Below are 25,723 nucleotides of genomic sequence, written 5' to 3' on the forward strand. Positions count from 1 at the left end.
TAGATGTGCAAATCTCTAATAAGAACGCACATAAAAGCCGGACCAATATGCAAAAAAACATCACGTCCCTGGGCTCCCTGAACTGGGATGACCTGAAGTTTTTCCTTGAGGTGGCCCGCACCCGCAAGGCCAGCGTGGCCGCCAAGCGCCTGGCGGTGGACTACACCACCGTGTCGCGGCGCATCAGTTCACTGGAAGTGTCCCTCGGCACCCTGCTGTTCGAAAAATCCCGGACCAACGGCTTCGTGCTGACCACCGAGGGCCAGCGTTTGCTGGGCTACGCCGAGTCCATCGAAAGCACCCTGCACATGGCCTGCGAGCAAGTCTCCGGCTCAGGCGTGGCGCTGTCCGGCCACGTACGCATGGGCTGCACCGAAGGGTTCGGCAGCTTCTTCGTCACCCCGCAACTGAGCCACTTCGTCGACACCTACCCGGCCATCTCGGTGGACATCCTGCCCCTGCCCCACTTCATCAGCCTGTCCAAGCGCGAAGCCGACATCGTCATCGCCCTGGAGCGCCCGGAACACGGGCCGTATGTGTGCTGCAAACTGTGCGACTACAAACTCCAGCTGTACGCGACCCAGGAATACCTCGACCAACATCCGCCCATCCGCAAACCTGCGGATTTAGCCGAGCATCCTTTTATCAGCTATGTGGATGACTTGGCGTTCAGCTCGGAGCTGCTGTACCTGGCCAACGTGGTGCCCGGCGCCAGCGCCAGTTTGCGCAGTACCAGCGTGATTGCGCAGTACGTGGCGGCGCAGCAGGGGCGGTCAATGGCGATATTGCCGTGCTTTCTGGCGGCGCAGGACCCTCGGTTGTTGCCGGTGTTGGGGGAGCAGATTTCCATCACTCGCCAGTTCTGGATGTATTGCCGGGAGGATCTGAGGAAGTTGAAGCGGATTACGTTGTTGTGGGACTACATCCGGGAGGTGACGGAGCAAAATCACGGGTTGTTGATGGGGGAGACAAGGGAGATGAGGTTCGCGGATTAAAGGGCCATCAACGATGATTCGCTTTAATTTGCAGGACGTTTCCTAGAGAATCTCTGGCCTATTGTGCCGCAAGATTTGAGTGTCTAGCCTCCTCGGGTCGCTGCAAACAGCGACTGGGTTTAGCGACCCGAGAAACGTAGGTTCGACCTCCTCAACTCCTTTGGCCGGCATTCTTTGCCTGCTTGATCGTGTTATGGCGGCTGTGCGCGGGAGACCTTCGGGGTCTACCGGGTTCCCTAGGTTACCGGTTCGCTAACCTGCGTACAGCTGCCACCTTTCCATGTTTAGCGACATGCCGTGGCGGTTTCTACTTGTTAACCTAAGGAAAAACCATGTCCAAGATCGTCCCCGATCCACCGCTTTCATCCCTCACCACCCTCGGCGTAGTCACCTTCGGCGACTACGGTGAAAACGAAAAACCCCTGTTCCGCGTCAACGCCGGCATGCCCATTGAGGAAGCGTTAGAGCACGCCTCCACCCTGCTTTTCTACTCCAAGAAACTCGCGATGGAAGCCGCCATGGATGTACGCGGCGAGCAATACGCGTGGGCCGCGCATTACCTGTGTGAGATGGGCAAAGCCGTCGTTGATGACCTGACCCAAGCCATGACGCCAAGCCGTTAAGCGCACGCAGCTCAAATGTGGGAGGGGCGGTGCGACGATTCGACTTGCCCCCGATAGCAGTGGGTCAGCCAATGCATTTGGTTATGACACTCCGCCATCGGGGGCAAGCTCCTCCCACATTTTGATTGGGTTCCACATTGTGATTGGTGGGACGGGCTCAGTCTGCAATCACCACAATCGACACCCGCCGATTCTCCGTACGCCCCGCCACTGTGCTGTTCGGCGCCACCGGCTCGCTGCTGCCCAACCCGCGCAGTTGGATGTTTTCTTCTTTCATGCCCACGCCGGTCAGCACCGTCGCCACGCTTTTCGCCCGGCGCAGGGACAGTTGCTGGTTGTAGGTTTCCTTGCCCGACGCATCGGTGTGGCCATCAACGCGCACGCGCTCGATGCCGACACCCAGCAGGGCCTTGCCGATGCGTTGGACGATGTCGGTGCTGGGTTGGTTGAGCGTCTCGACGTCGCTGCCAAACAGCACTTTACCGGACAGGCCGAAGGCCCAGCCTTCGTCGGTCAGTTCAAAGCCTTGCTGCTTGAGAACCGCGACCTGTGCCGGGGTGAGGCCTTTGGGTGGGGCTGTCTGGCAGCCGCCAAGGGCGAGCAGTGCCACCAGCAAGGTGATAAACATGAAACGCGCGGTCGTGAACAAGGGGTCAACTCCTGTGTTGAACGTTGACGACGGAATTCTCCGACTCCGCCGTTTGCTGGCCGCCCGAGGACAAACGCTTGGCCTGGTACATCGCCGCGTCGGCGGCATTGAGCAAGGTGCCGGGTGTGGCGCCATGATCAGGGTAGATGGCGATACCGATACTGAGTGAGGTCAACACCTGGGTGTTGCCGGGCACCGGAATCGGCAGGTCCATGCTGGCGATGATTTTGTCGGCGATGCGCTCGGCGTCTTCCACCTTGTGCAGCGGCGCCAGCAGGATGGCGAACTCGTCACCGCCCAGGCGCGCGACCAGGTCATCCTCACGCAGTTGCGCACGCACGCGCTCGGCCACAGCCACTAGGACGGCATCACCGGCGGCGTGGCCAAAGCTGTCGTTGATCTCTTTGAAACGGTCGCTGTCAAGGTAGAGCACCGCCAGTTGTTCCTTGGCCTTGGCCGCACTGCGCAGGGCACGGATCAGGCGCCCTTCGAAGAACGCACGGTTGGGCAGGCCGGTGAGGCTGTCGTGATTGGCCTGGTGGGCGAGGGATTCGTTTTCGCTTTGCAGGTGGTTTTGCCAAGCTTCCATCTCGCCGAGCAAGGCATTGAAGTCGCTGCCCAGGCTGTCCAACTCGGCGATTCGCGCCGGCGGCACGCGGCGGTCGAAGTCGCGCTCGCTACGGGCGGCGTGGGCCACGGCGGCGAGGCTTTGCAGTGGGCCGGTGATGCCACGCAACAAGCGTCGCGCCAAGTGCAGAGCGATCCAAGCACTGAGCGCGGTGCAGATGAGGATCCCGGCCAGGCCGCTGAGCAGGAAGCGCAACAGGCTACCGCCGTGACCGGTGAGGTGAGTGCTGCCGATGGCTCGCCCTTGGTGGAGGATCGGCTGGCTGATGGGTTGTTCGAGCAGGGTGTGCGCCAGCTCCAGCTCAACTCGCGAGAGCATGCCGGTATCCGGACGTATCCACTGCGCCAGCAACTTGCCATTGGCGTCGAAGACTTCGGCCTGGGCCACTTCTTCGGTGGAGGCGATCAGGCTGAGGGCTTCAGTGGCCGCCGCGCTGTCGTTGAACACCACCGCCGCTTCCACGGTGTAGTTGATGGAGCGGGCGATCAGGTGCAGGTTGTGTTCGGCATACACCCGCAGCGCCAGCACACCCAGCAGGGTCAGCGAGATGCTGGCCAGGGTCACCGCCACCAGTGCCAGGATCAGGTGCCCCCTGCCGATGACCGAGCGCAGGGTAGGTCGCACTTTGGTGACAGTCATGGCGCAGGCGCTCGCCGACGGGACAACTGCAGCACGCTGGGGTGAATGCGCACGCCGCTGCGCGCCACGGAGTCGAGGTTGACCTCGAAGGACACTTGCTCATCACTCACCCGCAGGCAGAACAGGCTGCCCACGGTGCACTGGTCGCCGCCTTCGCTGATGCTCAGCACCGGGTGACCGATCAACGAGTTGAACAACTGGCTACGCTCATCGGCACTCAGTTTGCCGATGTACACCGCATCGCACGCGTTGACGATATCGGGATGGTTGGCCAGCAGGCGCTGCACCACCACCGGACGACCGGTGGCCTGGGTGGTGCCTTTGATCAGGTCGTCGGTGTATTGGGTCGGGCCGACGACGCACAGGCGCAATTGCGCAGGCTCGACCGGCCAGCGCGCATAACTGAGGATACCGAGTACCACCTGAGTGACCGCTTGGGCGCGCTGGGCGGCAAGATCAGCGGGGTCGGGCGCCTGGGCGAAGGCGCGCGGCGCGAGTACGCACAGCAACGCCACCAGCAGCATGCGTCTCCAGCTCAAACTGCGCTCTGTGGGCGAGACAGCCACGTTCATGCAGCGATTCTCTCAGGTGTTTTTTAGATGATGCCGCAACGATAGCACAGCGGCGCAAAACCCCGCGAAGAGTAGGTCTTCACGGGGGCCGATATTTTTCCAGAAAAATCAGTCGACTGAATCAGAAAAATGGCATGACCTGTCAGTCAGTTTTTTCCGGTTCGTGGCCCAATTCCAGCATCAGCCCACTCAAGCGCTTGACCTTGCGCCTGACCGCCTCTTCAAACACACCACCTCGGGGCTCGATCAGGCTGAACCAGCGCTTGGCCCGCGTGATGCCGGTATAGATCAATTCTTTGGTGAGCACGGGGTTCAACGCATCCGGCAGGATCAATGCGGTGTGGGTGAACTCGGAGCCCTGGGATTTGTGCACGGTCATGGCGTAAACAGTTTCCACATCGTTCAGACGGCTAGGCAGCACAAATCGCACACCGCCCTGGCCGTCGTTGCGTGGGAAGGCAACGCGCAACACCTGGGGGCCGCCGTCGCTTTCGGGCAATTTCAGCGCGATGCCGATATCGCCGTTCATCAGGCCCAGGCCGTAGTCGTTGCGGGTCATGAGTACCGGGCGACCTTCGTACCATTGCTCGTCGCCCTCGATCAAACGCACCTTGCGCAGGGCGGTGGTGATGCGCTGGTTCAGGCCTTCCACGCCCCATGGGCCTTTGCGTACCGCGCAGAGCAGTTGGAAGGCGTCGAAGGCTTGCAGCAGTTGTTGCGCCCAATGGGTCCAGGCAGCGCTTTCGCGCGGGGTATCAAGTGACGGGCGGGCGCTTTGCAGCAGGTTGAGGTAATAGCGATAACCGTGGGCACCATCACCCTGCCCGTCCAGCACCAGGCGCTCCAGGGCGTGGTCGTGCTCGCCCTTGAGGCTGATGCAGAACAGATCACTGTGACTGCGCGCCGCGAGCAGCTTGCGCGCCTCTTCGGCATTTTGCTGGTTGACCCAACGCGCCAGTTGGCCGATGCCACTGCCCTCGCCGAAACGCCGCGAGTAACGCAGCATCACTACTTGTTGGGCCAACGGGTGGCTGGCGTCGAGGTCTTCTTGCAGGCCGCTGGCGCTGAGGTCTTCGCCGCTGACCGATTGCAGCCATTGGCGGGTGTCGGCGCTGTAGAAGCCAGCTTCGGCGTCGCGGCACAAGTCACCGAGGACGGCACCCGCCTCTACCGAGGCCAGTTGGTCCTTGTCACCCAGTAGCACCAGGCGTGCATGGGGCGGCAAGGCGTCGAGCAGGTTGGCCATCATTTCCAGATCAATCATCGAGGCTTCGTCCACCACCAGAACATCCAAAGGCAGCGGGTTACCGAGGTGGTGGCGGAAGTGCCGCGTGCCCGGGCGACTGCCCAGCAGACGATGGACGGTGGTGACCTGGGTCGGGATTTTTTCCCTCACGTTGTCCGGCACTTTCAGCGACAGCACTTGCTGGCTGATGGACTCGGTGAGGCGTGCGGCGGCCTTACCGGTGGGCGCGGCCAGGCGAATGCGCAGCGGGCTGCCGGCTTCCACGGCGGGCGCCTGCAACAGCGCGAGCAGGCGCACCACGGTGGTGGTCTTGCCAGTGCCAGGGCCGCCGGTGACGATGCTGAATGCGCCGCGAGTGGCCAAGGCACAGGCGAGTTTTTGCCAGTCGATCACGCCGTCGGGCGGGGGTTGGTCAAACAAACGACTCAGGCGCTGTGGCAGATCGGCGGCGACGTTTTCCTGGGTGGCGAGCCTTAGACGCAAGGCGGTATCGATGCGCCGCTCGTAGGTCCAGTAGCGGCGCAGATACAGGCGTTTGCCGGATAGGACCAACGGACGGCTTTGGGCGGACTCGCTGCCATCGATGGCCAGCGCGACCAGATGGCTGGCGGCGAGCGCGTGGCACCAGTGGGCGCCGTCGAGGCCGTGGAGCAACTGCGATGGCAGCAGCATGGCGCCGGTTTGCAAGTCGCCTTCAGGCGGCAACGACAGGGCGAAGTCCGGCGCCTTGAGGGTCTCGAACAGGTCGAGGCAAACGTGACCATGGCCCAATTGATGGCTGGTCAGTGCAGCGGCCAGCAGCACCAGCGGGTCAGCCTGTGGGTGGAGTTCGTGCAGGAAGGCGACGAAGGCTTTGTCCAGCGCACGCAACCAACCGCGATCGACCCAACGCTCCAGCAATTGCACCAGGTCGACGGCGCGGCTGAGGGGCGTCAGCTCCTCCATCGGTAACGGCGACAGGCTCATAACAGCACTCCTTGTTCCCAGGCGGGCTCAACCTTGGGCGGGATAGGCTTGCCCTGGAACAGCAGGTCCAGGCTTTCGATCAGTTCCCGCGGCGGTCGAGTGAAATACGCACCGTGGCTCGCGGACTGCGTGCCACGCAGGAAAATGTACAGCGCACCACCGACATGGCGGTCGTAGTCGTAGTCCGGCAGGCGCGCCTTGAGTTGGCGGTGCAGGGCCAGCAGGTAAAGGACGTATTGCAGGTCGTACCGATGCTCAAGGATCGACTGTTCCATGGCGTCCGGTGTGTAGGCCGAATCGTCAGGGCCCAGCCAATTGGATTTGTAATCGGCCACGTAATAGCGGCCGCCGTGTTCGAAGGTCAAATCGATAAAGCCCTTGAACATACCGTTGAGCAACACCGGTTCGGCGGCAACGCGGGAGACGCCGTTATGGGTGTATTGGCACACCAGTTTGTCGAGGGCGAGTACGTCGACTTTGTGGCTGGCGAACCAGAACTCCATTTCAATCTGGTACTGCTGCAACCGGCTGAGGGAAACGTGACCGTTTTCCACCGGCAATGGTGTTTGCAGCAGGTGGCCGAGCCAACTGCCGAGGGTGGTGATCCAGCCCTCCCAGTTGCGCCGATTGCAGCGGGCGCCCACGGCTTTTTCGATGGCCTCGGGTGTGACGTTGAAGCCCTCCTCCCCGGCCCATTCCAGCAGCCCGTGGAGAAAGGTCCCGGGGTTGGGCCCACGTGGGAAGCGATGAATGTCACCGCCGGACGCCGCCACTTCGCGGGGTGCGTCGGGGTCGAGGCGTTCGTCATCGAACAGCTTTTGGGCCTGTGGGCTTTCCGGCGCTTCGAGCGTGGCAGCGCTCATGCTGTCGCCGATGCGCAAGGCGCTGTAGGAGGCAATCCACCAGTTTTCCGCCGCCTTGCGCTTGGGCAGCAGGGGCGCGCGCAGCGTGGCTTGGTTGCGCGGTGGGTGGAAGAGGATGTCTTGCGCTTCGGGCACTTGGGCATAGTTGATTGCCGTGCAACCTTCTTGAAGGTCCAAGAGCCAGCGCGCCAAACCGGCGGACTCGCCCAGCGATGCGCCTGCGCCAAGCAAATAGCCCAGTGCCGAAAGGTGCAGCACGGAGCTATTGCTATTGCCGCGCTTGAGGTCGGCGATGCCCAGCCAACACGCATGTTTGGCGCGGGTCATGGCGACGTAGAACAGACGCAGGTCCTCAGCGAGGCGCTCGTTGTCGGCCTGGGTGATCAAATCGGGCGTTGGGCGCAGGCTGACCTGGGATTTGCCGTGTTCATCGTGGTAGTGCAGCGGCAAGCGGCTACCGTCCACCGGTTTGGCCGAGCAGATGAACGGCAGGAAAACCAGGTCGTATTCCAGGCCTTTGGATTTGTGGATGGTCACGACCTTGACCAGTTGCTCATCACTTTCCAGGCGTAGGATCTGTTCCTCGCCCGCCTGGCCCGAGAGCGCCAAGTGTTCGGCCAAGTGGCGGATCAGCGCCTGTTCGCCGTCCAATTCCGATGCAGCCTGTTGCAGCAGTTCGCTGAGGTGCAGCAGGTTGGTCAGCACACGCTCGCCATCACTGCGCGCGATCAGGGTTTGCGGCAGTTTGAAGTCGTGCAGCAGACGCCGCAGCATCGGCAGCACGCCTTGGGTGCGCCAGATTGCACGATAGCCGCGGAACTGCATGACGCGGCTTTCCCACGCCAGTTCGTCCTGGTTCAGACGCTCCAGTTCCGGCAGTGACAGGTTCAGGGTGACGCAGGCCAGTGCGGCGCGCAGCGGGCGCTCCACGTCCGGCTCGGCGCAGGCCTTGAGCCACGCCAGCAGGTCGTGGGCCTCTTGGGCGGCGAAGACCGAGTCCTTGTCGGACAGGTAAACACTGCGCACACCACGGGCGGCCAGTTCGGCGCGTACCGCGTGGGCTTCCTTGCCGTCGCGCACCAGGATGGCAATGTTTGACGGCAGCACGCCTTTGAAGCTCGCGTCCGGTTGCAGGAAACCGGCAGTGCCTTGCTGCCCGCCGTTGAGCAATTCAACAATGTGCGTGGCGCAGGCCGCCGCCAGTTGCTGACGATACAGCACATTGGAAATCGGCTGATCGGTGGGCAGGTACCAGAGGTTCAACGCCGGCAACGTTTGCCCATCGACCTGCAAGTGTTCCTTGCGGCCTTGGGACAGCACCGAATGGAACGGCACGGGGTTTTCGCCATCCGGTTCGCGGAACAGGAACGCACCCCGACCCGTTTCCGCACGCTGGAACACATGGTTCACCGCCTCGACCATCGCATGGCTGGAGCGAAAGTTGGTACCCAGGGTGTGATGGCGGCCGGTGGTGGACTGGCGGGCGCGCAAGTAGGTGTAGATATCGGCGCCACGGAAGGCGTAGATCGCCTGCTTGGGGTCGCCGATCAGGAACAGGCCACTGTCGCGGTGGTTTTCTTCGATGCGGTAGATGCTGTCGAAGATGCTGTATTGCACCGGGTCGGTGTCCTGGAACTCGTCGATCAGGGCCACCGGGAATTGCTCGCGGATCACACTCGCCAGACGTTCGCCGCCGTCGGCTTGCAGGGCGGCGTTGAGGCGGGTGAGCATGTCGTCGAAGCCCATTTCAGCGCGGCGACGCTTTTCCTCTTCGAAGCGTTTACCGACCCAGCCGGCGGCGTGTTGCAGGACTGCGGCATCGGGCGTCGGCAGGGCGTCGAGGGCGGCCTTGAGGCTGGCCATCGCGTCGATACCAGGATGCTGCGGCGGTTCGCCCTTCCAGGCTTCGGCCATGCCGTCGGGTGTCAGGCGAGTGAAGCCGGTGCCGATATCGAGTTGTTCGAGGGTGTCGTCAGCAGCCCAGGCGCTGATCTTATCGAACCAGGACTCGAAGTAACGGGCTTGCATCTTGCGGCCATCGACGGTCTTGGCAGCCACGGCCTGCAGGCAGATGTCACGCAGCTCGGCAGCCCACTGCAACCAAGGCGCCTTGAGTTGTACCAGCGCTTCACGACGCTCTTGCAGGCAGGCGTTGATCAGTTCGGCGGGCTCGCGAGTTTCATCGGCGGGCCGTTCGCTGCCGAACAGTGCTCGTACCCGTGGCATCAACGCAGCGGGCCCGCCCCAGTTGTTACGCACCCAGTTGAGTGCATCGTCGTGCATCGGGTAGCAGAACAACCGCCAGTAGTCGCGCAGCACTTCACCGAGCAGGTCGCTGTGGTCGGTTTCCAGGGTCTGGGTGAACAGGCTGCCACTGTCGAAGGCATGCTCGCGCAGCATGCGCTGGCACCAACTGTGGATGGTCGAAACGGCGGCTTCGTCCATCCATTGTGCCGCGATGTCCAGGCGGTTGGCACAGGCCGGCCATTGGTCGGCGGGGTATTCGTCGCGCAGATCGGCGATCAGGGCATCGGGCTGTTCGATTTCCGCGCGAAAAAAGCGTGCGGCCTCGGCCAGGCGGATGCGGATACGTTCACGCAGCTCTTTGGTCGCGGCGTCGGTGAAGGTCACCACCAGGATTTGAGGCGGCAGCAGTTCGCGGCCAAAACCGGACTCTTCGCCACCGTGACCTAGGACCAGGCGCAGATAAAGGGCGGAGATGGTGAAGGTTTTACCGGTGCCGGCGCTGGCTTCAATCAGCTGGCTGCCGTTGAGCGGGAAGGCCAGGGCCAAGGGTTTTCGGCTCATGCGCTGGCCTCCTCACCGGTGAGTGATCGCCAGGGGGCGTTGAGCAGGGGGCGATACAGGGTTTCGCACCATCCTTCGAATTCTTCGCTGGCGATGAGTGTGGCGTAGTCCGGGAATTGCCGGGTGAGCGCTGGGGTTTCGCGGCGCTCGCCATCGGTGGTTAGGCCGTCGCCTTCGTAGGCTTTGCTGGCGGCCGCTTCAGCCTTGGTCGGGTCGGTTTGGCCGAGCCAGGCAAACGCGGTCTTGACGGCGATGGGCAGCGGTTTGCTCATCCCTGTATGCCAGGCCAACAGCAGGTTGCCGAGGATTTCCCGGGCATTGGTTCGGACCAGCGGTGGCAGCAGCAAGGTGTCATCACTGGCCACCAAGCCCGTGCTTAACGGCAGTCCACACGCGCAGGCCACCACGTGATTGACCCAGGGCCGAATCAGGCGATGCCACTTGCGGGTCTTGATCGAGCCGATGCTGTTGGGGATGGTGGTAACGCTGAGTAACCCACCATCGCTGCGTCGATGCAGACCACTGATCCAGCCTTCCAACTGAATGCCGCGATGCTCAAAACTGATCGGCTCGGCGCCAGGGTGCGGGGTGGGCCAGAGGGCGAGTAATTGCTGGTAGCGTCGCAGCAGATCGGGCAAGGGCTCGATCAGTTCGTTGCGCAGGCACTCGCCGAAACCCACCATGGGCAACAGGCCGCTGCCTTGCAGGCGCAGCGCCTGGGCGTTCAAGGCCTGGTCGAAGTGATCGGGCTCGGTGAGTGCTGCGCTCAGCAGACTATCGCTCAGGCTATAGCGCTGCAGTGCGTCGAGCACGAAGGGTTCTTCGTCAGCCAACGGTACTTCGGCGGCCTCGAAGAACACTTTCAGCCGTTGGCTGAAGAAGTGTTTGACGGGGTTACGCAGGAAGTCCTGAAGCTGGCCGAGGCTCAGGGGTTCGTCCTGTTGATGGGGCGCCAGGTCAGGTTCTGTTGCGGTGGCATCGGCCGCTTCGTGGAGCAACTGCCATTCGCGGGCATAGCTGAACAGCACATCACCCTCATGGAAGTAGCGGGCGCTGAATGGTTGCAGTGGGTGCTCTTGGGTCATGGCATCGATCAGCGGCGTGTCACTGTTTGCGGAGCGCCAGCCACTGGCAAGATGGTCGCGCAGTTGGCCGATGAGTACCGAGGCCGGGCGATCGCTATTGTCGCGGATGCTGCGGCCGACCCAGCTGATGTACAGCTGGTCGCGGGCTGAAAGCAGCGCTTCGAGCAGCAGGTAGCGGTCGTCTTCGCGGCGTGAACGATCGCCGGGGCGGTAGTCACTGCCCATCAGGTCGAAGTCCAGCGGGGGTTGCGCGCGCGGGTAGTCGCCATCGTTCATACCGAGCAGGCACACCAGCTTGAAGGGAATTGCACGCATGGGCATCAGGGTGCAGAAATTGACAGCCCCGGCGAGGAAGCGTTGGGACAGTCGCCCTTGATCCAAACCAGCTAGCCAGGCTTCACGGACTACGGTGAGGGGTAAGTCGTCGTCCAGGCCAACGGACTCGCAGGTTTCCAGCCACGTTTCTCTGAGTTGTTCGAGTTGGCCCAACAGGTAGTCGTCGTGTTCGCTACTCGGCAGGAAAAATAGTTGCATCAAGCGTTGCAGGCGTTCGCCCCACTCCTTCGCGGGTGCGGGTTGTGACAGGGCTTGGTGCGCATCGTTGAGTGCGTCGAGCAAGGCGACCAACGGGCCGATCAGGACAGCGTCGAGCCCACCGATTTCGTCGTAAGGCTCGATACCGTCACACGCTGCGCCGGTGCCTACGGCGTAACCGAGCAACATGCGGCGCAAGCCGAAACGCCAACTATTTTGTTCCAGCTCCGTTGGCAGGCCGAGGCCGGCACGTTGCTCGGCGTTGAGCCCCCAGCGGATGCCAGCGCCTTCTATCCAGCGGTGCAGCGTGGGCAGGTCACGCTCCTTGATGGCAAAGCGCTCGCGCAAGGCTGGAACGTCGAGCAGGTCGAGGATTTCGCTGACAGGAAAGCGACTGTCGGGGAGTTTCAGCAGGTGTTCGACGGCGATCAGTAAAGGGTCGCGGCCACGCTGGCCTTGGTCGGTCAGGGTGAACGGGATGAAGCGTGGGTCACTACGCTCAAGCTGGCCGAACACGGCGCGGATGTGCGGCGCGTAGCTGTCGACGTCGGGGACCATGACGATGATGTCCCGGGGGCGCAGCGTGGGGTCCGCGCTGAAGCGTTGGAGCAGTTGGTCGTGGAGGATTTCCACTTCGCGTTGGGCGCTGTGGGCGATGTGGAAGCGGATGGAGGTGTCACGCTCCGGATCCACGGCAGGCCATAGTTCGCGGGTTTCATTAAGTGGGCGCAGTTCGAGGATATCGTCCTGGAGTTGATTGAGCAGTGTGGTGGGCTCACTGTCGCTGAACAGGTCGATGCGACCGTCGCGGAAAGCGGCACGGTAGCTGTTGGGGTCGTCATAGCTGTCCAGCAGGCTGATGTAGTCACGGCCTTGTTTGCCCCAGGCAGCCAAAAGCGGGTGTGCGTGCTGGTGCAGAGTTTGTGGGTCGATGGTGACCGGCATGCCGGTTTTACGCGCCTGGCGCTTGTACTCGTTACGCAGCAGGTCTTTGTCGGCGACGATGTCGGACCAATGATGGCGGCAAGGGTTATGTACGCAGAGCAGGACTTGGCTGAATCGCGCGAGGCCGGCGAGGGCCTCCAGCGCCTGGGCGGGCAAAGAGGAGATGCCGAAAACGATGACGCGGGATGGCAGGCGCTCGGGCGCTTTTTCCAGTGTATTGATGCGCTCAATAAAGCGTTGGTGAACGCCAGCGCGGCTTTCGGCCATGCCTTCTTCACCTACATCTAGCAGCAATGCGCGCCATAGCTCAGCTTGCCAGCAGTTGGCTGGGTTAAGGGGTTTGGATTCACCTCGACCGTTACGCAACTGGTGGCGGCCGGCGGCCCAGTCTTCCAGCCAGTCGGCACGGTAGACCTGGTATTGGTCGAACAGGTCAGCCAGGCGCTCGGCGAGTTGGTAGCGTTTACGCAGGTCGGTGTCGTGGGTGAGGAAGCGCTGCAACGGTTCGAAGTGCGGCTGATCGATAAGCTCCGGGAGCAGACGCATCAGGCGCCAGGTCAGTGGGGCTTTATCGAGCAGGGATTTGGGCGGGATTTCGTCACGGCCCAGAACCATACGGTAGAGCTGCCACATGAAGCTGCCGGGGAGTTGCACATCGATTGCCGCAGCGATGCCGCAACCGCCCATGTCGTCGTCTTCCGGGTCTTCGGCCAAAGCCAACTTGAGCCACTGGGCGATACCGTTGCTTTGTACCAGGGCGATTTCGTTTTCCAGGGGGGCCAGCGGGTAACGGCGCATCCAGCTGACAACCAGACTGCGCAGTTCGTCCAGGCGGTTGCCGTGAACCACCATGAATCCAGCACTGAGGGACGTCGCATCCGGCATAACGGCTTCCTTGGGAAAAGCAAAATCGAGGGTGCGACTTTAGCACTGTGGACAGTTGTTGGCCGAATGGGGATGTTAGCTGTCTTTTCTACCGCCCAAAACAAAACCCCTGACTGCGTTAGCAATCAGGGGTTCTGGAATTTAATCTTGACGATGACCTACTCTCACATGGGGAAACCCCACACTACCATCGGCGATGCATCGTTTCACTACTGAGTTCGGGATGGGATCAGGTGGTTCCAATGCTCTATGGTCGTCAAGAAATTCGGGTACTGAGTCGCGGCCTAAGCCTCGCTTCAGCAAATTGGGTATGTGACAGCTTTCGGTGCTTTGTGAGCGTCGAACTTTCGGTTCATTTTCGTCTTCACACACCGCAATCTGATGCTCGTTAGAGTGGTCAAATTGCTTGGGTGTTATATGGTCAAGCCTCACGGGCAATTAGTATTGGTTAGCTCAACGCCTCACAGCGCTTACACACCCAACCTATCAACGTCGTAGTCTTCGACGGCCCTTCAGGGAACTCAAGGTTCCAGTGAGATCTCATCTTGAGGCTAGTTTCCCGCTTAGATGCTTTCAGCGGTTATCTATTCCGAACATAGCTACCCGGCAATGCCACTGGCGTGACAACCGGAACACCAGAGGTTCGTCCACTCCGGTCCTCTCGTACTAGGAGCAGCCCCTCTCAAATCTCAAACGTCCACGGCAGATAGGGACCGAACTGTCTCACGACGTTCTAAACCCAGCTCGCGTACCACTTTAAATGGCGAACAGCCATACCCTTGGGACCGGCTTCAGCCCCAGGATGTGATGAGCCGACATCGAGGTGCCAAACACCGCCGTCGATATGAACTCTTGGGCGGTATCAGCCTGTTATCCCCGGAGTACCTTTTATCCGTTGAGCGATGGCCCTTCCATACAGAACCACCGGATCACTAAGACCTACTTTCGTACCTGCTCGACGTGTCTGTCTCGCAGTCAAGCGCGCTTTTGCCTTTATACTCTACGACCGATTTCCGACCGGTCTGAGCGCACCTTCGTACTCCTCCGTTACTCTTTAGGAGGAGACCGCCCCAGTCAAACTACCCACCATACACTGTCCTCGATCCGGATAACGGACCTGAGTTAGAACCTCAAAGTTGCCAGGGTGGTATTTCAAGGATGGCTCCACGCGAACTGGCGTCCACGCTTCAAAGCCTCCCACCTATCCTACACAAGCAAATTCAAAGTCCAGTGCAAAGCTATAGTAAAGGTTCACGGGGTCTTTCCGTCTAGCCGCGGATACACTGCATCTTCACAGCGATTTCAATTTCACTGAGTCTCGGGTGGAGACAGCGCCGCCATCGTTACGCCATTCGTGCAGGTCGGAACTTACCCGACAAGGAATTTCGCTACCTTAGGACCGTTATAGTTACGGCCGCCGTTTACCGGGGCTTCGATCAAGAGCTTCGCGTTAGCTAACCCCATCAATTAACCTTCCGGCACCGGGCAGGCGTCACACCCTATACGTCCACTTTCGTGTTTGCAGAGTGCTGTGTTTTTAATAAACAGTCGCAGCGGCCTGGTATCTTCGACCGGCATGAGCTTACGGAGCAAGTCCTTCACCCTCACCGGCGCACCTTCTCCCGAAGTTACGGTGCCATTTTGCCTAGTTCCTTCACCCGAGTTCTCTCAAGCGCCTTGGTATTCTCTACCCAACCACCTGTGTCGGTTTGGGGTACGGTTCCTGGTTACCTGAAGCTTAGAAGCTTTTCTTGGAAGCATGGCATCAACCACTTCGTTAACTAAAAGTTAACTCGTCATCAGCTCTCGGCCTTAAGATCCCGGATTTACCTAAGATCTCAGCCTACCACCTTAAACTTGGACAACCAACGCCAAGCTGGCCTAGCCTTCTCCGTCCCTCCATCGCAATAACCAGAAGTACAGGAATATTAACCTGTTTTCCATCGACTACGCTTTTCAGCCTCGCCTTAGGGACCGACTAACCCTGCGTCGATTAACGTTGCGCAGGAAACCTTGGTCTTTCGGCGTGGGTGTTTTTCACACCCATTGTCGTTACTCATGTCAGCATTCGCACTTCTGATACCTCCAGCAAGCTTCTCAACTCACCTTCACAGGCTTACAGAACGCTCCTCTACCGCATCACTTACGTGATACCCGTAGCTTCGGTGTATGGTTTGAGCCCCGTTACATCTTCCGCGCAGGCCGACTCGACTAGTGAGCTATTACGCTTTCTTTAAAGGGTGGCTGCTTCTAAGCCAACCTCCTAGCTGTCTAAGCCTTCCCACATCGTTTCCCACTTAACCATAACTTTGGGACCTTAGCTGACGGTCTGGGTTGTTTCCCTTTTCACGACGGACGTTAGCACCCGCCGTGTGTCTCCCATGCTCGGCACTTGTAGGTATTCGGAGTTTGCATCGGTTTGGTAAGTCGGGATGACCCCCTAGCCGAAACAGTGCTCTACCCCCTACAGTGATACATGAGGCGCTACCTAAATAGCTTTCGAGGAGAACCAGCTATCTCCGAGCTTGATTAGCCTTTCACTCCGATCCACAGGTCATCCGCTAACTTTTCAACGGTAGTCGGTTCGGTCCTCCAGTTAGTGTTACCCAACCTTCAACCTGCCCATGGATAGATCGCCCGGTTTCGGGTCTATTCCCAGCGACTAGACGCCCTATTAAGACTCGCTTTCGCTACGCCTCCCCTATTCGGTTAAGCTCGCCACTGAAAATAAGTCGCTGACCCATTATACAAAAGGTACGCAGTCACAGAACAAAGTCTGCTCCCACTGCTTGTACGCATACGGTTTCAGGATCTATTTCACTCCCCTCTCCGGGGTTCTTTTCGCCTTTCCCTCACGGTACTAGTTCACTATCGGTCAGTCAGTAGTATTTAGCCTTGGAGGATGGTCCCCCCATATTCAGACAAAGTTTCTCGTGCTCCGTCCTACTCGATTTCATGACTAAGAGATTTTCGCGTACAGGGCTATCACCCACTATGGCCGCACTTTCCAGAGCGTTCCGCTAATCTCAAAGCCACTTAAGGGCTAGTCCCCGTTCGCTCGCCACTACTAAGGGAATCTCGGTTGATTTCTTTTCCTCAGGGTACTTAGATGTTTCAGTTCCCCTGGTTCGCCTCTTGCACCTATGTATTCAGTACAAGATAACCATCTTATGATGGCTGGGTTCCCCCATTCAGACATCTCCGGATCAAAGTCTGTTTGCCGACTCCCCGAAGCTTTTCGCAGGCTACCACGTCTTTCATCGCCTCTGACTGCCAAGGCATCCACCGTATGCGCTTCTTCACTTGACCATATAACCCCAAGCAATCTGGTTATACTGTGAAGACGACATTCGCCGAAAATTCGAATTTCTCAACTAAGAGAACTCACAAATTTTACCTTAGCCTGATCCGTTACCAGTGAAAGTAACGTTCAGTCTATCTTTCTATCACATACCCAAATTTTTAAAGAACGATCTAATCAAAGACTAGAAATCAACATTCACCATCGCCTTGATGGAATGCTCATTTCTAAGCTTTCAAAACTTTCAGAAGCAGTAGTGGTGGAGCCAAACGGGATCGAACCGTTGACCTCCTGCGTGCAAGGCAGGCGCTCTCCCAGCTGAGCTATGGCCCCGTATTTCTACAGGCGTTTCCCACACAAAATTGGTGGGTCTGGGCAGATTCGAACTGCCGACCTCACCCTTATCAGGGGTGCGCTCTAACCAACTGAGCTACAGACCCAATTTCGGGCTGCTTCTTTATCGTCTTCTTCAATGAATCAAGCAATTCGTGTGGGAACTTATGGAGCAGCTGATGTCGTCGATTAAGGAGGTGATCCAGCCGCAGGTTCCCCTACGGCTACCTTGTTACGACTTCACCCCAGTCATGAATCACACCGTGGTAACCGTCCTCCCGAAGGTTAGACTAGCTACTTCTGGTGCAACCCACTCCCATGGTGTGACGGGCGGTGTGTACAAGGCCCGGGAACGTATTCACCGCGACATTCTGATTCGCGATTACTAGCGATTCCGACTTCACGCAGTCGAGTTGCAGACTGCGATCCGGACTACGATCGGTTTTATGGGATTAGCTCCACCTCGCGGCTTGGCAACCCTCTGTACCGACCATTGTAGCACGTGTGTAGCCCAGGCCGTAAGGGCCATGATGACTTGACGTCATCCCCACCTTCCTCCGGTTTGTCACCGGCAGTCTCCTTAGAGTGCCCACCATTACGTGCTGGTAACTAAGGACAAGGGTTGCGCTCGTTACGGGACTTAACCCAACATCTCACGACACGAGCTGACGACAGCCATGCAGCACCTGTCTCAATGTTCCCGAAGGCACCAATCTATCTCTAGAAAGTTCATTGGATGTCAAGGCCTGGTAAGGTTCTTCGCGTTGCTTCGAATTAAACCACATGCTCCACCGCTTGTGCGGGCCCCCGTCAATTCATTTGAGTTTTAACCTTGCGGCCGTACTCCCCAGGCGGTCAACTTAATGCGTTAGCTGCGCCACTAAAAGCTCAAGGCTTCCAACGGCTAGTTGACATCGTTTACGGCGTGGACTACCAGGGTATCTAATCCTGTTTGCTCCCCACGCTTTCGCACCTCAGTGTCAGTATTAGTCCAGGTGGTCGCCTTCGCCACTGGTGTTCCTTCCTATATCTACGCATTTCACCGCTACACAGGAAATTCCACCACCCTCTACCATACTCTAGTCAGTCAGTTTTGAATGCAGTTCCCAGGTTGAGCCCGGGGATTTCACATCCAACTTAACAAACCACCTACGCGCGCTTTACGCCCAGTAATTCCGATTAACGCTTGCACCCTCTGTATTACCGCGGCTGCTGGCACAGAGTTAGCCGGTGCTTATTCTGTCGGTAACGTCAAAACAATCACGTATTAGGTAACTGCCCTTCCTCCCAACTTAAAGTGCTTTACAATCCGAAGACCTTCTTCACACACGCGGCATGGCTGGATCAGGCTTTCGCCCATTGTCCAATATTCCCCACTGCTGCCTCCCGTAGGAGTCTGGACCGTGTCTCAGTTCCAGTGTGACTGATCATCCTCTCAGACCAGTTACGGATCGTCGCCTTGGTGAGCCATTACCTCACCAACTAGCTAATCCGACCTAGGCTCATCTGATAGCGCAAGGCCCGAAGGTCCCCTGCTTTCTCCCGTAGGACGTATGCGGTATTAGCGTTCGTTTCCGAACGTTATCCCCCACTACCAGGCAGATTCCTAGGCATTACTCACCCGTCCGCCGCTCTCAAGAGAAGCAAGCTTCTCTCTACCGCTCGACTTGCATGTGTTAGGCCTGCCGCCAGCGTTCAATCTGAGCCATGATCAAACTCTTCAGTTCAAACATCTTTGGGTTTTTAAGAAACCCTAAACTTGGCTCAGCAATCGTTGGTTACATCTTTGATTTCTCGCGGAGTAACTTGCGATGCTGATAATCTTGTTGACTATCAGTCTTACTCCACAAGCACCCACACGAATTGCTTGATTCAGTTGTTAAAGAGCGGTTGGTTAAGATCTTTCGTCTCAACCGAGGCGCGCATTCTACAGCAGCCTCATTTGCTGTCAAGTGATTATTTTCAGAAGTTTTCGAAGATTTCTTCAACAACTTCAACCACTTGCGCTTCCGATCTCTCGTTAGCGGGAGGCGAATTCTACAGCGTTACACGCTGCTGTCAACACCTCTTTTTCTCCGCTTTCGACCGAGAGGATCGAAACGTTAATAGAGCCAAACCACTTTGCTCTACCAACTCCTTCTGGGCTTCGATTAACTGAAGCAAGTCGCTGTCGAATCCTGCGTAACTCTTTGTTTACCAAGGAGTTTTACGTTTCGACTGCGCCGGAAGTGGGGCGAATTATAGACTTCCAGAATCTGCCGTCAACCCTTAATTACGCTTTTGTTGCAGAACGTGGTTTTTTCGCAATAAGGCGTGGGATTCTCCGCATTACGGGCGGTATCCGTAGCACCAAAAGCAATGCACCTATAGAAGCATAGATAGCCCATTCCTTGAGGTCCGCTCGCACGATCCACAACATATGCAGCAAACCCAGCCCAAGAATTACATACACCAAGCGGTGCAGCTTCTTCCAACGCGCGCCCAACCGACGCTGACTGTAACGATTCGACGTCACCGCCAGAACCAACAGGGAAACAAACCCCAGCGCCCCAACAATAATGTAGGGCCGCTTGCGCAGCTCCACCCCCAGTTGCGACCAATCCAGCCCAAGCACAAATACGCAATAAGCAGCCAGATGCAACACAACGTAGGCAAAGCACCACAACCCCAGCTGCCGACGCACCGCTATCCACCCCGCCCAACCGCTGAGCTTCTGCAGCGGCGTCATTGCCAGGGTAATCAGTAACAGAATCAACGTGCCAAGCCCCAGCCGATCGACCAGTACCTTGCCCGGATCCGGACCCAGGACAGAACTCCACGCTTCATAGAGCCAAAACAGTGGCCAAATCGCCGCTGCTATAAAGACGCCAACGCGCCAGATCGGATAACGCATCAATAGTTCTTCCGCAGATCGAGACCGGTGTAAAGAGAAGCCACCTCATCCGAGTACCCATTGAACATCTGCGTCTCACGTACATTAGGACTGAACAGCCCACTCGGTAGACGACGCTCCCGCGCCTGGGTCCAACGTGGATGATCGACCGTAGGGTTCACGTTCGCGTAAAACCCATACTCGTCAGCAGCAATGCTCTGCCACGTGGTTTTCGGCTGCTCACTCACGAGACTGATCCGTACAATGGACTTCACACTCTTGAAGCCGTACTTCCAAGGCACCACCAGGCGCAGCGGCGCACCATTCTGATTGGGCAACTCTCGCCCATACATACCCACCGCCAGGATCGCCAGAGGATTCATCGCCTCATCCAGACGCAAGCCCTCCACATAAGGCCAATCGATCAAGCCAAAACTCGAACGCTGCCCCGGCATGCTCTTGGGATCCTGGAGGGTTTCAAAACGGATGTACTTGGCCTTCGAGGTCGGCTCAACTTGCTTGAGCAGCGCCGAGATGGGAAAACCGATCCATGGAATAACCATCGACCAGGCCTCGACACAGCGCAGACGGTAGATGCGCTCTTCCAACTGATAAGGCTTCATGAAGTCTTCCAAGGCATAACGGCCTGGCTTAGCCACCTCGCCATCAATAACAACGCTCCACGGCTCGGTCTTGAGTGAACCGGCATTCGTGGCCGGGTCACCCTTACCTGTACCGAACTCATAGAAGTTGTTGTAGTGCGTGGCGTCTTTGAAAGGCGTGATCGCCTCGTCCTTCACCGTGACTGCCTGCCACTTGGTGCCCTGCAGCTTCTCGGCAAACCAACTCGGCGCCCTGCCCACTTCAACATCGGCATAGCGCGACACCTCGTCGGCACTGGCCCAACGCGGCAAGCTGCTGGCTGCAACACCGGCAAGCGCACCGCCGAGCAAACTGCGGCGAGAGAGATAGAAGGATTCAGGTGTGACATCCGACTCATGGCAATCGGACGTTTTGGGCAATTTGATTAACATGGCAACTCCGCAGCATTGGAGGACTGATGCACCAATAGACTGCGGAGTATGGGGGAAATTACATTAAGGCAATGTTTTGTCCCGGCGCAGATGCAGTAAGTACTGAACCGGCCCGGACGCGGCGTACACCAGGAACGCCAGCAACAGGATGCGAGGCGGATCACTGAACACCACGGCAAATACCAGCACTACCGCCAGAATTGCCACGAAAGGTACACGCCCCTTCAAGTCCAGCTCCTTGAAGCTGTTGTACTTGATGTTGCTGACCATCAGCATGCCGGCAGCAGCCACCATCAAGGCCACCAGAAACGACATCTTCGACCCCTGGATGCCGTAATCACTGAAGGCCCAGACGATACCCGCCACCACTCCCGCAGCAGCAGGGCTGGCCAGACCGATGAAGTAACGCTTGTCGGCAGTCCCCACCTGGGTATTGAAGCGCGCCAGGCGCAAGGCAGCGCCGGCAACATAGATGAAGGCAACCATCCAGCCAACCTTGCCCATATCACCCAGTGCCCAGGCAAACGCCAGCAATGCGGGGGCGACGCCAAACGCAACCATGTCCGACAACGAGTCGTACTCGGCACCGAATGCGCTCTGGGTATTGGTCATGCGCGCCACACGGCCATCAAGGCCGTCTAGCACCATGGCTACGAAGATTGCGATGGCAGCAAAACCGAAATACTTGCTGGCGCTCGCCGCATCACCCGCTGCCAAGGCACTCTGTGCGCTCATGGAGTTGATGATGGAGTAGAATCCGGCAAACAGGTTCGCCGTGGTAAACAGGTTGGGCAGAAGATAGATGCCACGATGCCGGACCTTGCGACCTTCCGCGTCATGCCCTTCCTCGACATGTTCATCGATCGGCAGCAGGCTTTCGGCGTCAGGAGCCTGGCTTGGCTCTTCGGGACGTTCGCTCATGGACTTTACCTTGCAACGGTGTGAAAAAAGTTCGACAGAAACTTGCGGCGAGTGTTCGCCCGCAAACGATGCAGCTTTATACCAGAACCCGCCGCCCAAACGAAAAAACGCGGCCTAGGCCGCGTTTTCCCTTGATACGTACGACTTAGTTCTTGGCTTTGTCGACGATCTTGTTGGCACCGATCCACGGCATCATGGAGCGCAGCTGCTCGCCGATGACTTCGATACCGTGAGCGGCGTTGTTACGACGCTTGGCGGTCATCGAAGGGTAGCCGGTAGCGCCTTCGCTGATGAACATTTTGGCGTATTCGCCGTCCTGAATACGTTTCAGGGCGTTGCGCATGGCCTGGCGGGACTCGGCGTTGATCACTTCCGGGCCAGTCACGTACTCGCCGTATTCGGCGTTGTTGGAGATCGAGTAGTTCATGTTGGCGATACCGCCTTCGTACATGAGGTCAACGATCAGTTTCAGTTCGTGCAGGCACTCGAAGTAGGCCATTTCTGGCGCGTAGCCCGCTTCAACCAGGGTTTCGAAACCGGCTTTTACCAGTTCGACGGTACCGCCACACAGCACGGCTTGCTCGCCGAACAGGTCGGTTTCAGTCTCGTCCTTGAAGGTGGTTTCGATGATGCCGGTACGACCGCCACCGACGCCAGCAGCGTAGGACAGTGCCACGTTCTTGGCGTTGCCCGATGCGTCCTGGTAGATCGCGATCAGGTCAGGAATACCGCCGCCTTTGACGAACTCAGAACGCACAGTGTGACCCGGCGCTTTTGGCGCAATCATGATCACGTCCAGGTCAGCGCGTGGCACGACCTGGTTGTAGTGGATCGCGAAGCCGTGGGAGAAGGCCAGGGTAGCGCCCTTCTTGATGTTCGGCTCGATTTCGTTCTTGTACAGCGCGGACTGGAACTCGTCCGGGGTCAGGATCATGACCAGGTCGGCAGCAGCAACAGCGGAAGCAACGTCAGTCACTTTCAGGCCGTGGGCTTCAGCCTTGGCAACCGTGGCCGAGCCTTTGCGCAGGCCAACGGTCACGTCAACGCCGGAATCTTTCAGGTTGCACGCTTGAGCGTGACCTTGGGAACCGTAGCCGATGATGGCGACTTTCTTGCCCTGGATGATCGACAGGTCACAATCTTTATCGTAATAAACTTTCATGAGGTTCCTCTATATATCCAGGCCGTAAGGCCATTCGCTAATTTGGGTTAGATGCTGAGTACTTTGTCGCCACGGGCAATCCCGGTGACACCACTGCGTACCGTTTCCAGAATCGAGGCCGTCCCGATCGACTGGATGAAGCTGTCCAGCTTGTCGCTTGTACCGGTCAGTTGAACGGTATAAACGCTGGCGCTCACATCGACGATCTGCCCGCGATAGATGTCGGTCGTGCGCTTGATCTCGGCACGTTGGGCACCCGTAGCCTTGACCTTAACCAGCATCAGCTCGCGCTCGATGTGGGCACTCTCCGACAGGTCGACCAGCTTGACCACTTCGATCAGCTTGTTGAGGTTCTTGGTGATCTGCTCGATCACCTCATCGTGGCCCACAGTGGTCAACGTCAGACGCGACAGGGTCGGGTCTTCAGTCGGGGCCACGGTCAGGCTTTCGATGTTGTAGTTACGTTGCGAAAACAGGCCGACAACACGAGACAGAGCGCCGGGTTCGTTCTCCAGAAGCAGGGAGATAATGTGCCGCATGATTAAGTACGCTCCGTCTTGTTCAGCCACATGTCGCGCATAGAGCCATCTTTGATCTGCATCGGGTAGACGTGCTCACTGGTATCCACCTGAATATCGATGAACACCAAGCGGTCCTTCATGGCGAACGCCTCTTCCATCTTCGGCTTCAGATCTTTCAGATCGGTTATGCGAATGCCGACGTGGCCATAGGCTTCAACCAACTTGACGAAGTCCGGCAGCGATTCCATATAGGAATGGGAGTGACGGCTGTTGTAGCTCATGTCCTGCCATTGACGAACCATGCCCAGCACGCCGTTGTTCAAGCAGACGATCTTCACCGGAAGGCCGTACTGCAGGCACGTCGACAGTTCCTGGATGTTCATCTGGATGCTGCCCTCACCGGTGACGCACGCAACGTCAGTGTCCGGGAAGCTCAGTTTCACACCCATGGCCGCAGGGAAACCAAAGCCCATCGTGCCCAGGCCACCGGAGTTGATCCAGCGGTTAGGCTTGTCGAACTTGTAGTACTGCGCCGCGAACATCTGGTGTTGGCCCACGTCGGAGGTCACAAAAGCGTCGCCCTTGGTCACTTCGCACAGGGTTTCGATCACGGTTTGTGGCTTGATGATGCTGCCGTCGCCCTTGTCGTAAGGGAACAGGCCGCGATCACCGCGCCATTCGTCGATCTGCTTCCACCAGCTGGCAACGGATTCCTTGTTCGGCGTCTCACCGATGTCCTTGAGCGCGGCAACCATTTCGGTCAATACGCTTTCAACAGGACCTACAATCGGCACGTCGGCCTTGATGGTCTTGGAGATGGACGCCGGGTCGATGTCGATATGGATGATCTTGGCATTCGGGCAGAACTTGCTCGCGCCGTTGATCACACGGTCATCGAACCGCGCGCCCACGGCCAGGATCACGTCGGCATGGTGCATGGTCAGATTGGCGGTGTAGCTGCCGTGCATGCCGAGCATGCCGACGAACTGACGGTCCGTACCCGGGAAGGCGCCGAGACCCATCAGGGTGTTGGTGACCGGCAGGTTGAGCAACTTGGCCAGTTCGGTCAGCGGTGCAGAACCGCCGCCCAGGATCACGCCACCACCCGAGTACAGCACTGGGCGCTTGGCCGCCAACAGCATTTCTGCCGCCTTGCGGATTTGCCCCGAGTGCCCGCGGACCGCCGGGCTGTAGGAGCGCAGCTTGGCTTTCTTCGGGAAGATGTATTCGAATTTTTCGGCCGGGTTGGTCATGTCCTTGGGGATATCGACCACCACAGGACCCGGACGACCGGACTGTGCGAGGTAGAAGGCCTTTTTCATGACTTCCGGGATTTCCGTAGGATGCTTGATCATGAAGCTGTGTTTCACGATCGGCCGGGAGATACCGATCATGTCGGTTTCCTGGAATGCATCGGTCCCCACCATGGTGCTGGGCACCTGGCCGGAAATGACCACCATCGGGATAGAGTCCATATACGCAGTCGCGATGCCGGTGATGGCATTGGTTGCGCCAGGGCCGGACGTTACCAGTACCACGCCGGCTTTACCGGTGGCACGGGCATAACCGTCAGCCATATGGGTCGCGGCCTGTTCGTGGCGAACCAGGATGTGGGTAACAGCCGGTTCCTTGAACAGTGCGTCGTAAACATGCAGCAGAGCACCACCTGGGTACCCGTAGATATAGTCGACGCCTTCGTCACGCAAAAAGCGGACGAGCATCTCACCGCCAGATAAAAGCTCCACGTTGTTCACCTCTAAAACGCCAGAATACCGTCCGTTGAAAACCGACGGGTCTTAATAGGTTTACTTCTCAACAGAGCATGAGCGACGGTGGTCGCCGACTACGTCAGCACTGACTGAGCAAGTATTGGGATCGTCCCAAGTGTTGCGGGCTTTTCCCACCCAGCGCGAGGTAACGCGTTGCGGGTGTAACAGGTCGGCGCGGATGTGCGCCTCATGATCTGCTGAGCGGGCCTGCTTCTGGCAGTCCCGATACAGCGGACTTTGGATTCTTCTGTTTAAGGCCCTTCAAGTCAAGCAATAATTGCGCTTTTTTCCAACTAAGCGCATGAGAACGTAGAAGAAAGGGCTTTGAGGAGGGATAAAACTCGCCTGAATGTCGTCAAGCGGTAGAAATAT

The 25,723-nt window shown here is 58.4% G+C and carries 14 protein-coding genes, 2 tRNA genes and 3 rRNA genes; 2 read left to right on the forward strand and 17 right to left on the reverse strand.

Annotated features, from left to right (window positions below; all coding sequences use genetic code 11):
* Positions 1–47 precede the first annotated feature (47 nt).
* A complete protein-coding gene (locus ACZ445_RS25595; protein WP_058425688.1) occupies positions 48–995 on the forward strand; it encodes a LysR family transcriptional regulator in 948 nt (315 codons plus the stop codon).
* Positions 996–1,327: 332 nt separating this feature from the next.
* Entirely contained in the window at positions 1,328–1,618 is a 291-nt protein-coding gene (locus tag ACZ445_RS25600; RefSeq protein ID WP_058425687.1) for a DUF3077 domain-containing protein, read from the forward strand.
* Between the two features lie 157 nt (positions 1,619–1,775).
* On the opposite strand, the gene yfiB is transcribed toward ACZ445_RS25600, so the two are convergent.
* The 17 genes from yfiB to ACZ445_RS25685 all read right to left on the reverse strand — a co-directional run bounded on the left by yfiB (position 1,776) and on the right by ACZ445_RS25685 (position 25,327).
* The gene (gene yfiB, locus ACZ445_RS25605; protein WP_058425686.1) at positions 1,776–2,267 is read right to left on the reverse strand and encodes an outer membrane lipoprotein YfiB; all 492 of its coding nucleotides are present in this window, start codon (positions 2,265–2,267) and stop codon (positions 1,776–1,778) included.
* Positions 2,268–2,271: 4 nt separating this feature from the next.
* The gene (dgcN, locus tag ACZ445_RS25610) at positions 2,272–3,534 is read right to left on the reverse strand and encodes a diguanylate cyclase DgcN/YfiN (protein WP_058425685.1); all 1,263 of its coding nucleotides are present in this window, start codon (positions 3,532–3,534) and stop codon (positions 2,272–2,274) included.
* Positions 3,531–4,106, reverse strand: coding sequence for a regulatory sequestration protein YfiR (gene yfiR / locus ACZ445_RS25615; RefSeq protein ID WP_058425684.1), 576 nt, complete (start codon positions 4,104–4,106; stop codon positions 3,531–3,533). Before yfiR ends, dgcN begins: the two co-directional genes overlap by 4 nt.
* Positions 4,107–4,248: 142 nt before the next feature.
* Entirely contained in the window at positions 4,249–6,318 is a 2,070-nt protein-coding gene (gene recD / locus ACZ445_RS25620; RefSeq protein ID WP_464707717.1) for an exodeoxyribonuclease V subunit alpha, read from the reverse strand.
* Positions 6,315–9,989: an exodeoxyribonuclease V subunit beta gene (gene recB / locus ACZ445_RS25625; protein WP_464707718.1), complete on the reverse strand. Its 3,675-nt coding sequence runs from the start codon at positions 9,987–9,989 to the stop codon at positions 6,315–6,317. Before recB ends, recD begins: the two co-directional genes overlap by 4 nt.
* Positions 9,986–13,438 (reverse strand): exodeoxyribonuclease V subunit gamma, encoded by a 3,453-nt coding sequence (gene recC / locus ACZ445_RS25630; protein ID WP_310863676.1) that lies wholly within the window; start codon positions 13,436–13,438, stop codon positions 9,986–9,988. The genes recB and recC overlap by 4 nt, the downstream gene beginning before the upstream one ends.
* 145 nt (positions 13,439–13,583) lie before the next feature.
* A 5S ribosomal RNA gene (rrf, locus tag ACZ445_RS25635) occupies positions 13,584–13,699 on the reverse strand.
* Positions 13,700–13,855: 156 nt separating this feature from the next.
* Positions 13,856–16,747, reverse strand: a 23S ribosomal RNA gene (locus ACZ445_RS25640).
* A 249-nt stretch (positions 16,748–16,996) separates the two neighbouring features.
* A tRNA-Ala gene (locus ACZ445_RS25645) sits at positions 16,997–17,072 on the reverse strand.
* A 30-nt stretch (positions 17,073–17,102) separates the two neighbouring features.
* Positions 17,103–17,179 (reverse strand) — tRNA-Ile (locus ACZ445_RS25650).
* 83 nt (positions 17,180–17,262) lie between these two features.
* Positions 17,263–18,799, reverse strand: a 16S ribosomal RNA gene (locus ACZ445_RS25655).
* Together the 16S, 23S and 5S rRNA genes with 2 tRNA genes alongside form the textbook arrangement of a ribosomal RNA operon.
* A gap of 545 nt (positions 18,800–19,344) precedes the next feature.
* Positions 19,345–19,965 carry a protein-methionine-sulfoxide reductase heme-binding subunit MsrQ gene (msrQ, locus tag ACZ445_RS25660; RefSeq protein ID WP_058427619.1) on the reverse strand — a complete coding sequence of 207 codons (621 nt, stop codon included), beginning with the start codon at positions 19,963–19,965 and terminating at the stop codon, positions 19,345–19,347.
* The gene (gene msrP / locus ACZ445_RS25665) at positions 19,965–20,978 is read right to left on the reverse strand and encodes a protein-methionine-sulfoxide reductase catalytic subunit MsrP (RefSeq protein ID WP_058427620.1); all 1,014 of its coding nucleotides are present in this window, start codon (positions 20,976–20,978) and stop codon (positions 19,965–19,967) included. The genes msrQ and msrP overlap by 1 nt, the downstream gene beginning before the upstream one ends.
* A 63-nt stretch (positions 20,979–21,041) precedes the next feature.
* Positions 21,042–21,899, reverse strand: coding sequence for a CDP-diacylglycerol--serine O-phosphatidyltransferase (gene pssA, locus ACZ445_RS25670; protein ID WP_058427621.1), 858 nt, complete (start codon positions 21,897–21,899; stop codon positions 21,042–21,044).
* A 145-nt stretch (positions 21,900–22,044) separates the two neighbouring features.
* Entirely contained in the window at positions 22,045–23,061 is a 1,017-nt protein-coding gene (ilvC, locus tag ACZ445_RS25675) for a ketol-acid reductoisomerase (RefSeq protein ID WP_003176099.1), read from the reverse strand.
* Between the two features lie 47 nt (positions 23,062–23,108).
* On the reverse strand, positions 23,109–23,600 hold the full coding sequence (gene ilvN, locus ACZ445_RS25680; RefSeq protein ID WP_003176102.1) for an acetolactate synthase small subunit: 492 nt from the start codon (positions 23,598–23,600) through the stop codon (positions 23,109–23,111).
* Positions 23,601–23,602: 2 nt separating this feature from the next.
* On the reverse strand, positions 23,603–25,327 hold the full coding sequence (locus ACZ445_RS25685) for an acetolactate synthase 3 large subunit (RefSeq protein ID WP_058427783.1): 1,725 nt from the start codon (positions 25,325–25,327) through the stop codon (positions 23,603–23,605).
* Positions 25,328–25,723: the final 396 nt, after the last annotated feature.

It is taken from the genome of Pseudomonas allii, assembly GCF_055380095.1.

Bases quoted from the DNA above. Each gene is read 5' to 3' on its own strand.
- ACZ445_RS25595 (WP_058425688.1), top strand. From the start codon at position 48: ATGCAAAAAAACATCACGTCCCTGGGCTCCCTGAACTGGGATGACCTG.
- ACZ445_RS25600 (WP_058425687.1), top strand. From the start codon at position 1,328: ATGTCCAAGATCGTCCCCGATCCACCGCTTTCATCCCTCACCACCCTC.
- dgcN (WP_058425685.1), bottom strand. From the start codon at position 3,534: ATGACTGTCACCAAAGTGCGACCTACCCTGCGCTCGGTCATCGGCAGG.
- yfiR (WP_058425684.1), bottom strand. From the start codon at position 4,106: ATGAACGTGGCTGTCTCGCCCACAGAGCGCAGTTTGAGCTGGAGACGC.
- recD (WP_464707717.1), bottom strand. From the start codon at position 6,318: ATGAGCCTGTCGCCGTTACCGATGGAGGAGCTGACGCCCCTCAGCCGC.
- recB (WP_464707718.1), bottom strand. From the start codon at position 9,989: ATGAGCCGAAAACCCTTGGCCCTGGCCTTCCCGCTCAACGGCAGCCAG.
- recC (WP_310863676.1), bottom strand. From the start codon at position 13,438: ATGCCGGATGCGACGTCCCTCAGTGCTGGATTCATGGTGGTTCACGGC.
- msrQ (WP_058427619.1), bottom strand. From the start codon at position 19,965: ATGCGTTATCCGATCTGGCGCGTTGGCGTCTTTATAGCAGCGGCGATT.
- msrP (WP_058427620.1), bottom strand. From the start codon at position 20,978: ATGTTAATCAAATTGCCCAAAACGTCCGATTGCCATGAGTCGGATGTC.
- pssA (WP_058427621.1), bottom strand. From the start codon at position 21,899: ATGAGCGAACGTCCCGAAGAGCCAAGCCAGGCTCCTGACGCCGAAAGC.
- ilvC (WP_003176099.1), bottom strand. From the start codon at position 23,061: ATGAAAGTTTATTACGATAAAGATTGTGACCTGTCGATCATCCAGGGC.
- ilvN (WP_003176102.1), bottom strand. From the start codon at position 23,600: ATGCGGCACATTATCTCCCTGCTTCTGGAGAACGAACCCGGCGCTCTG.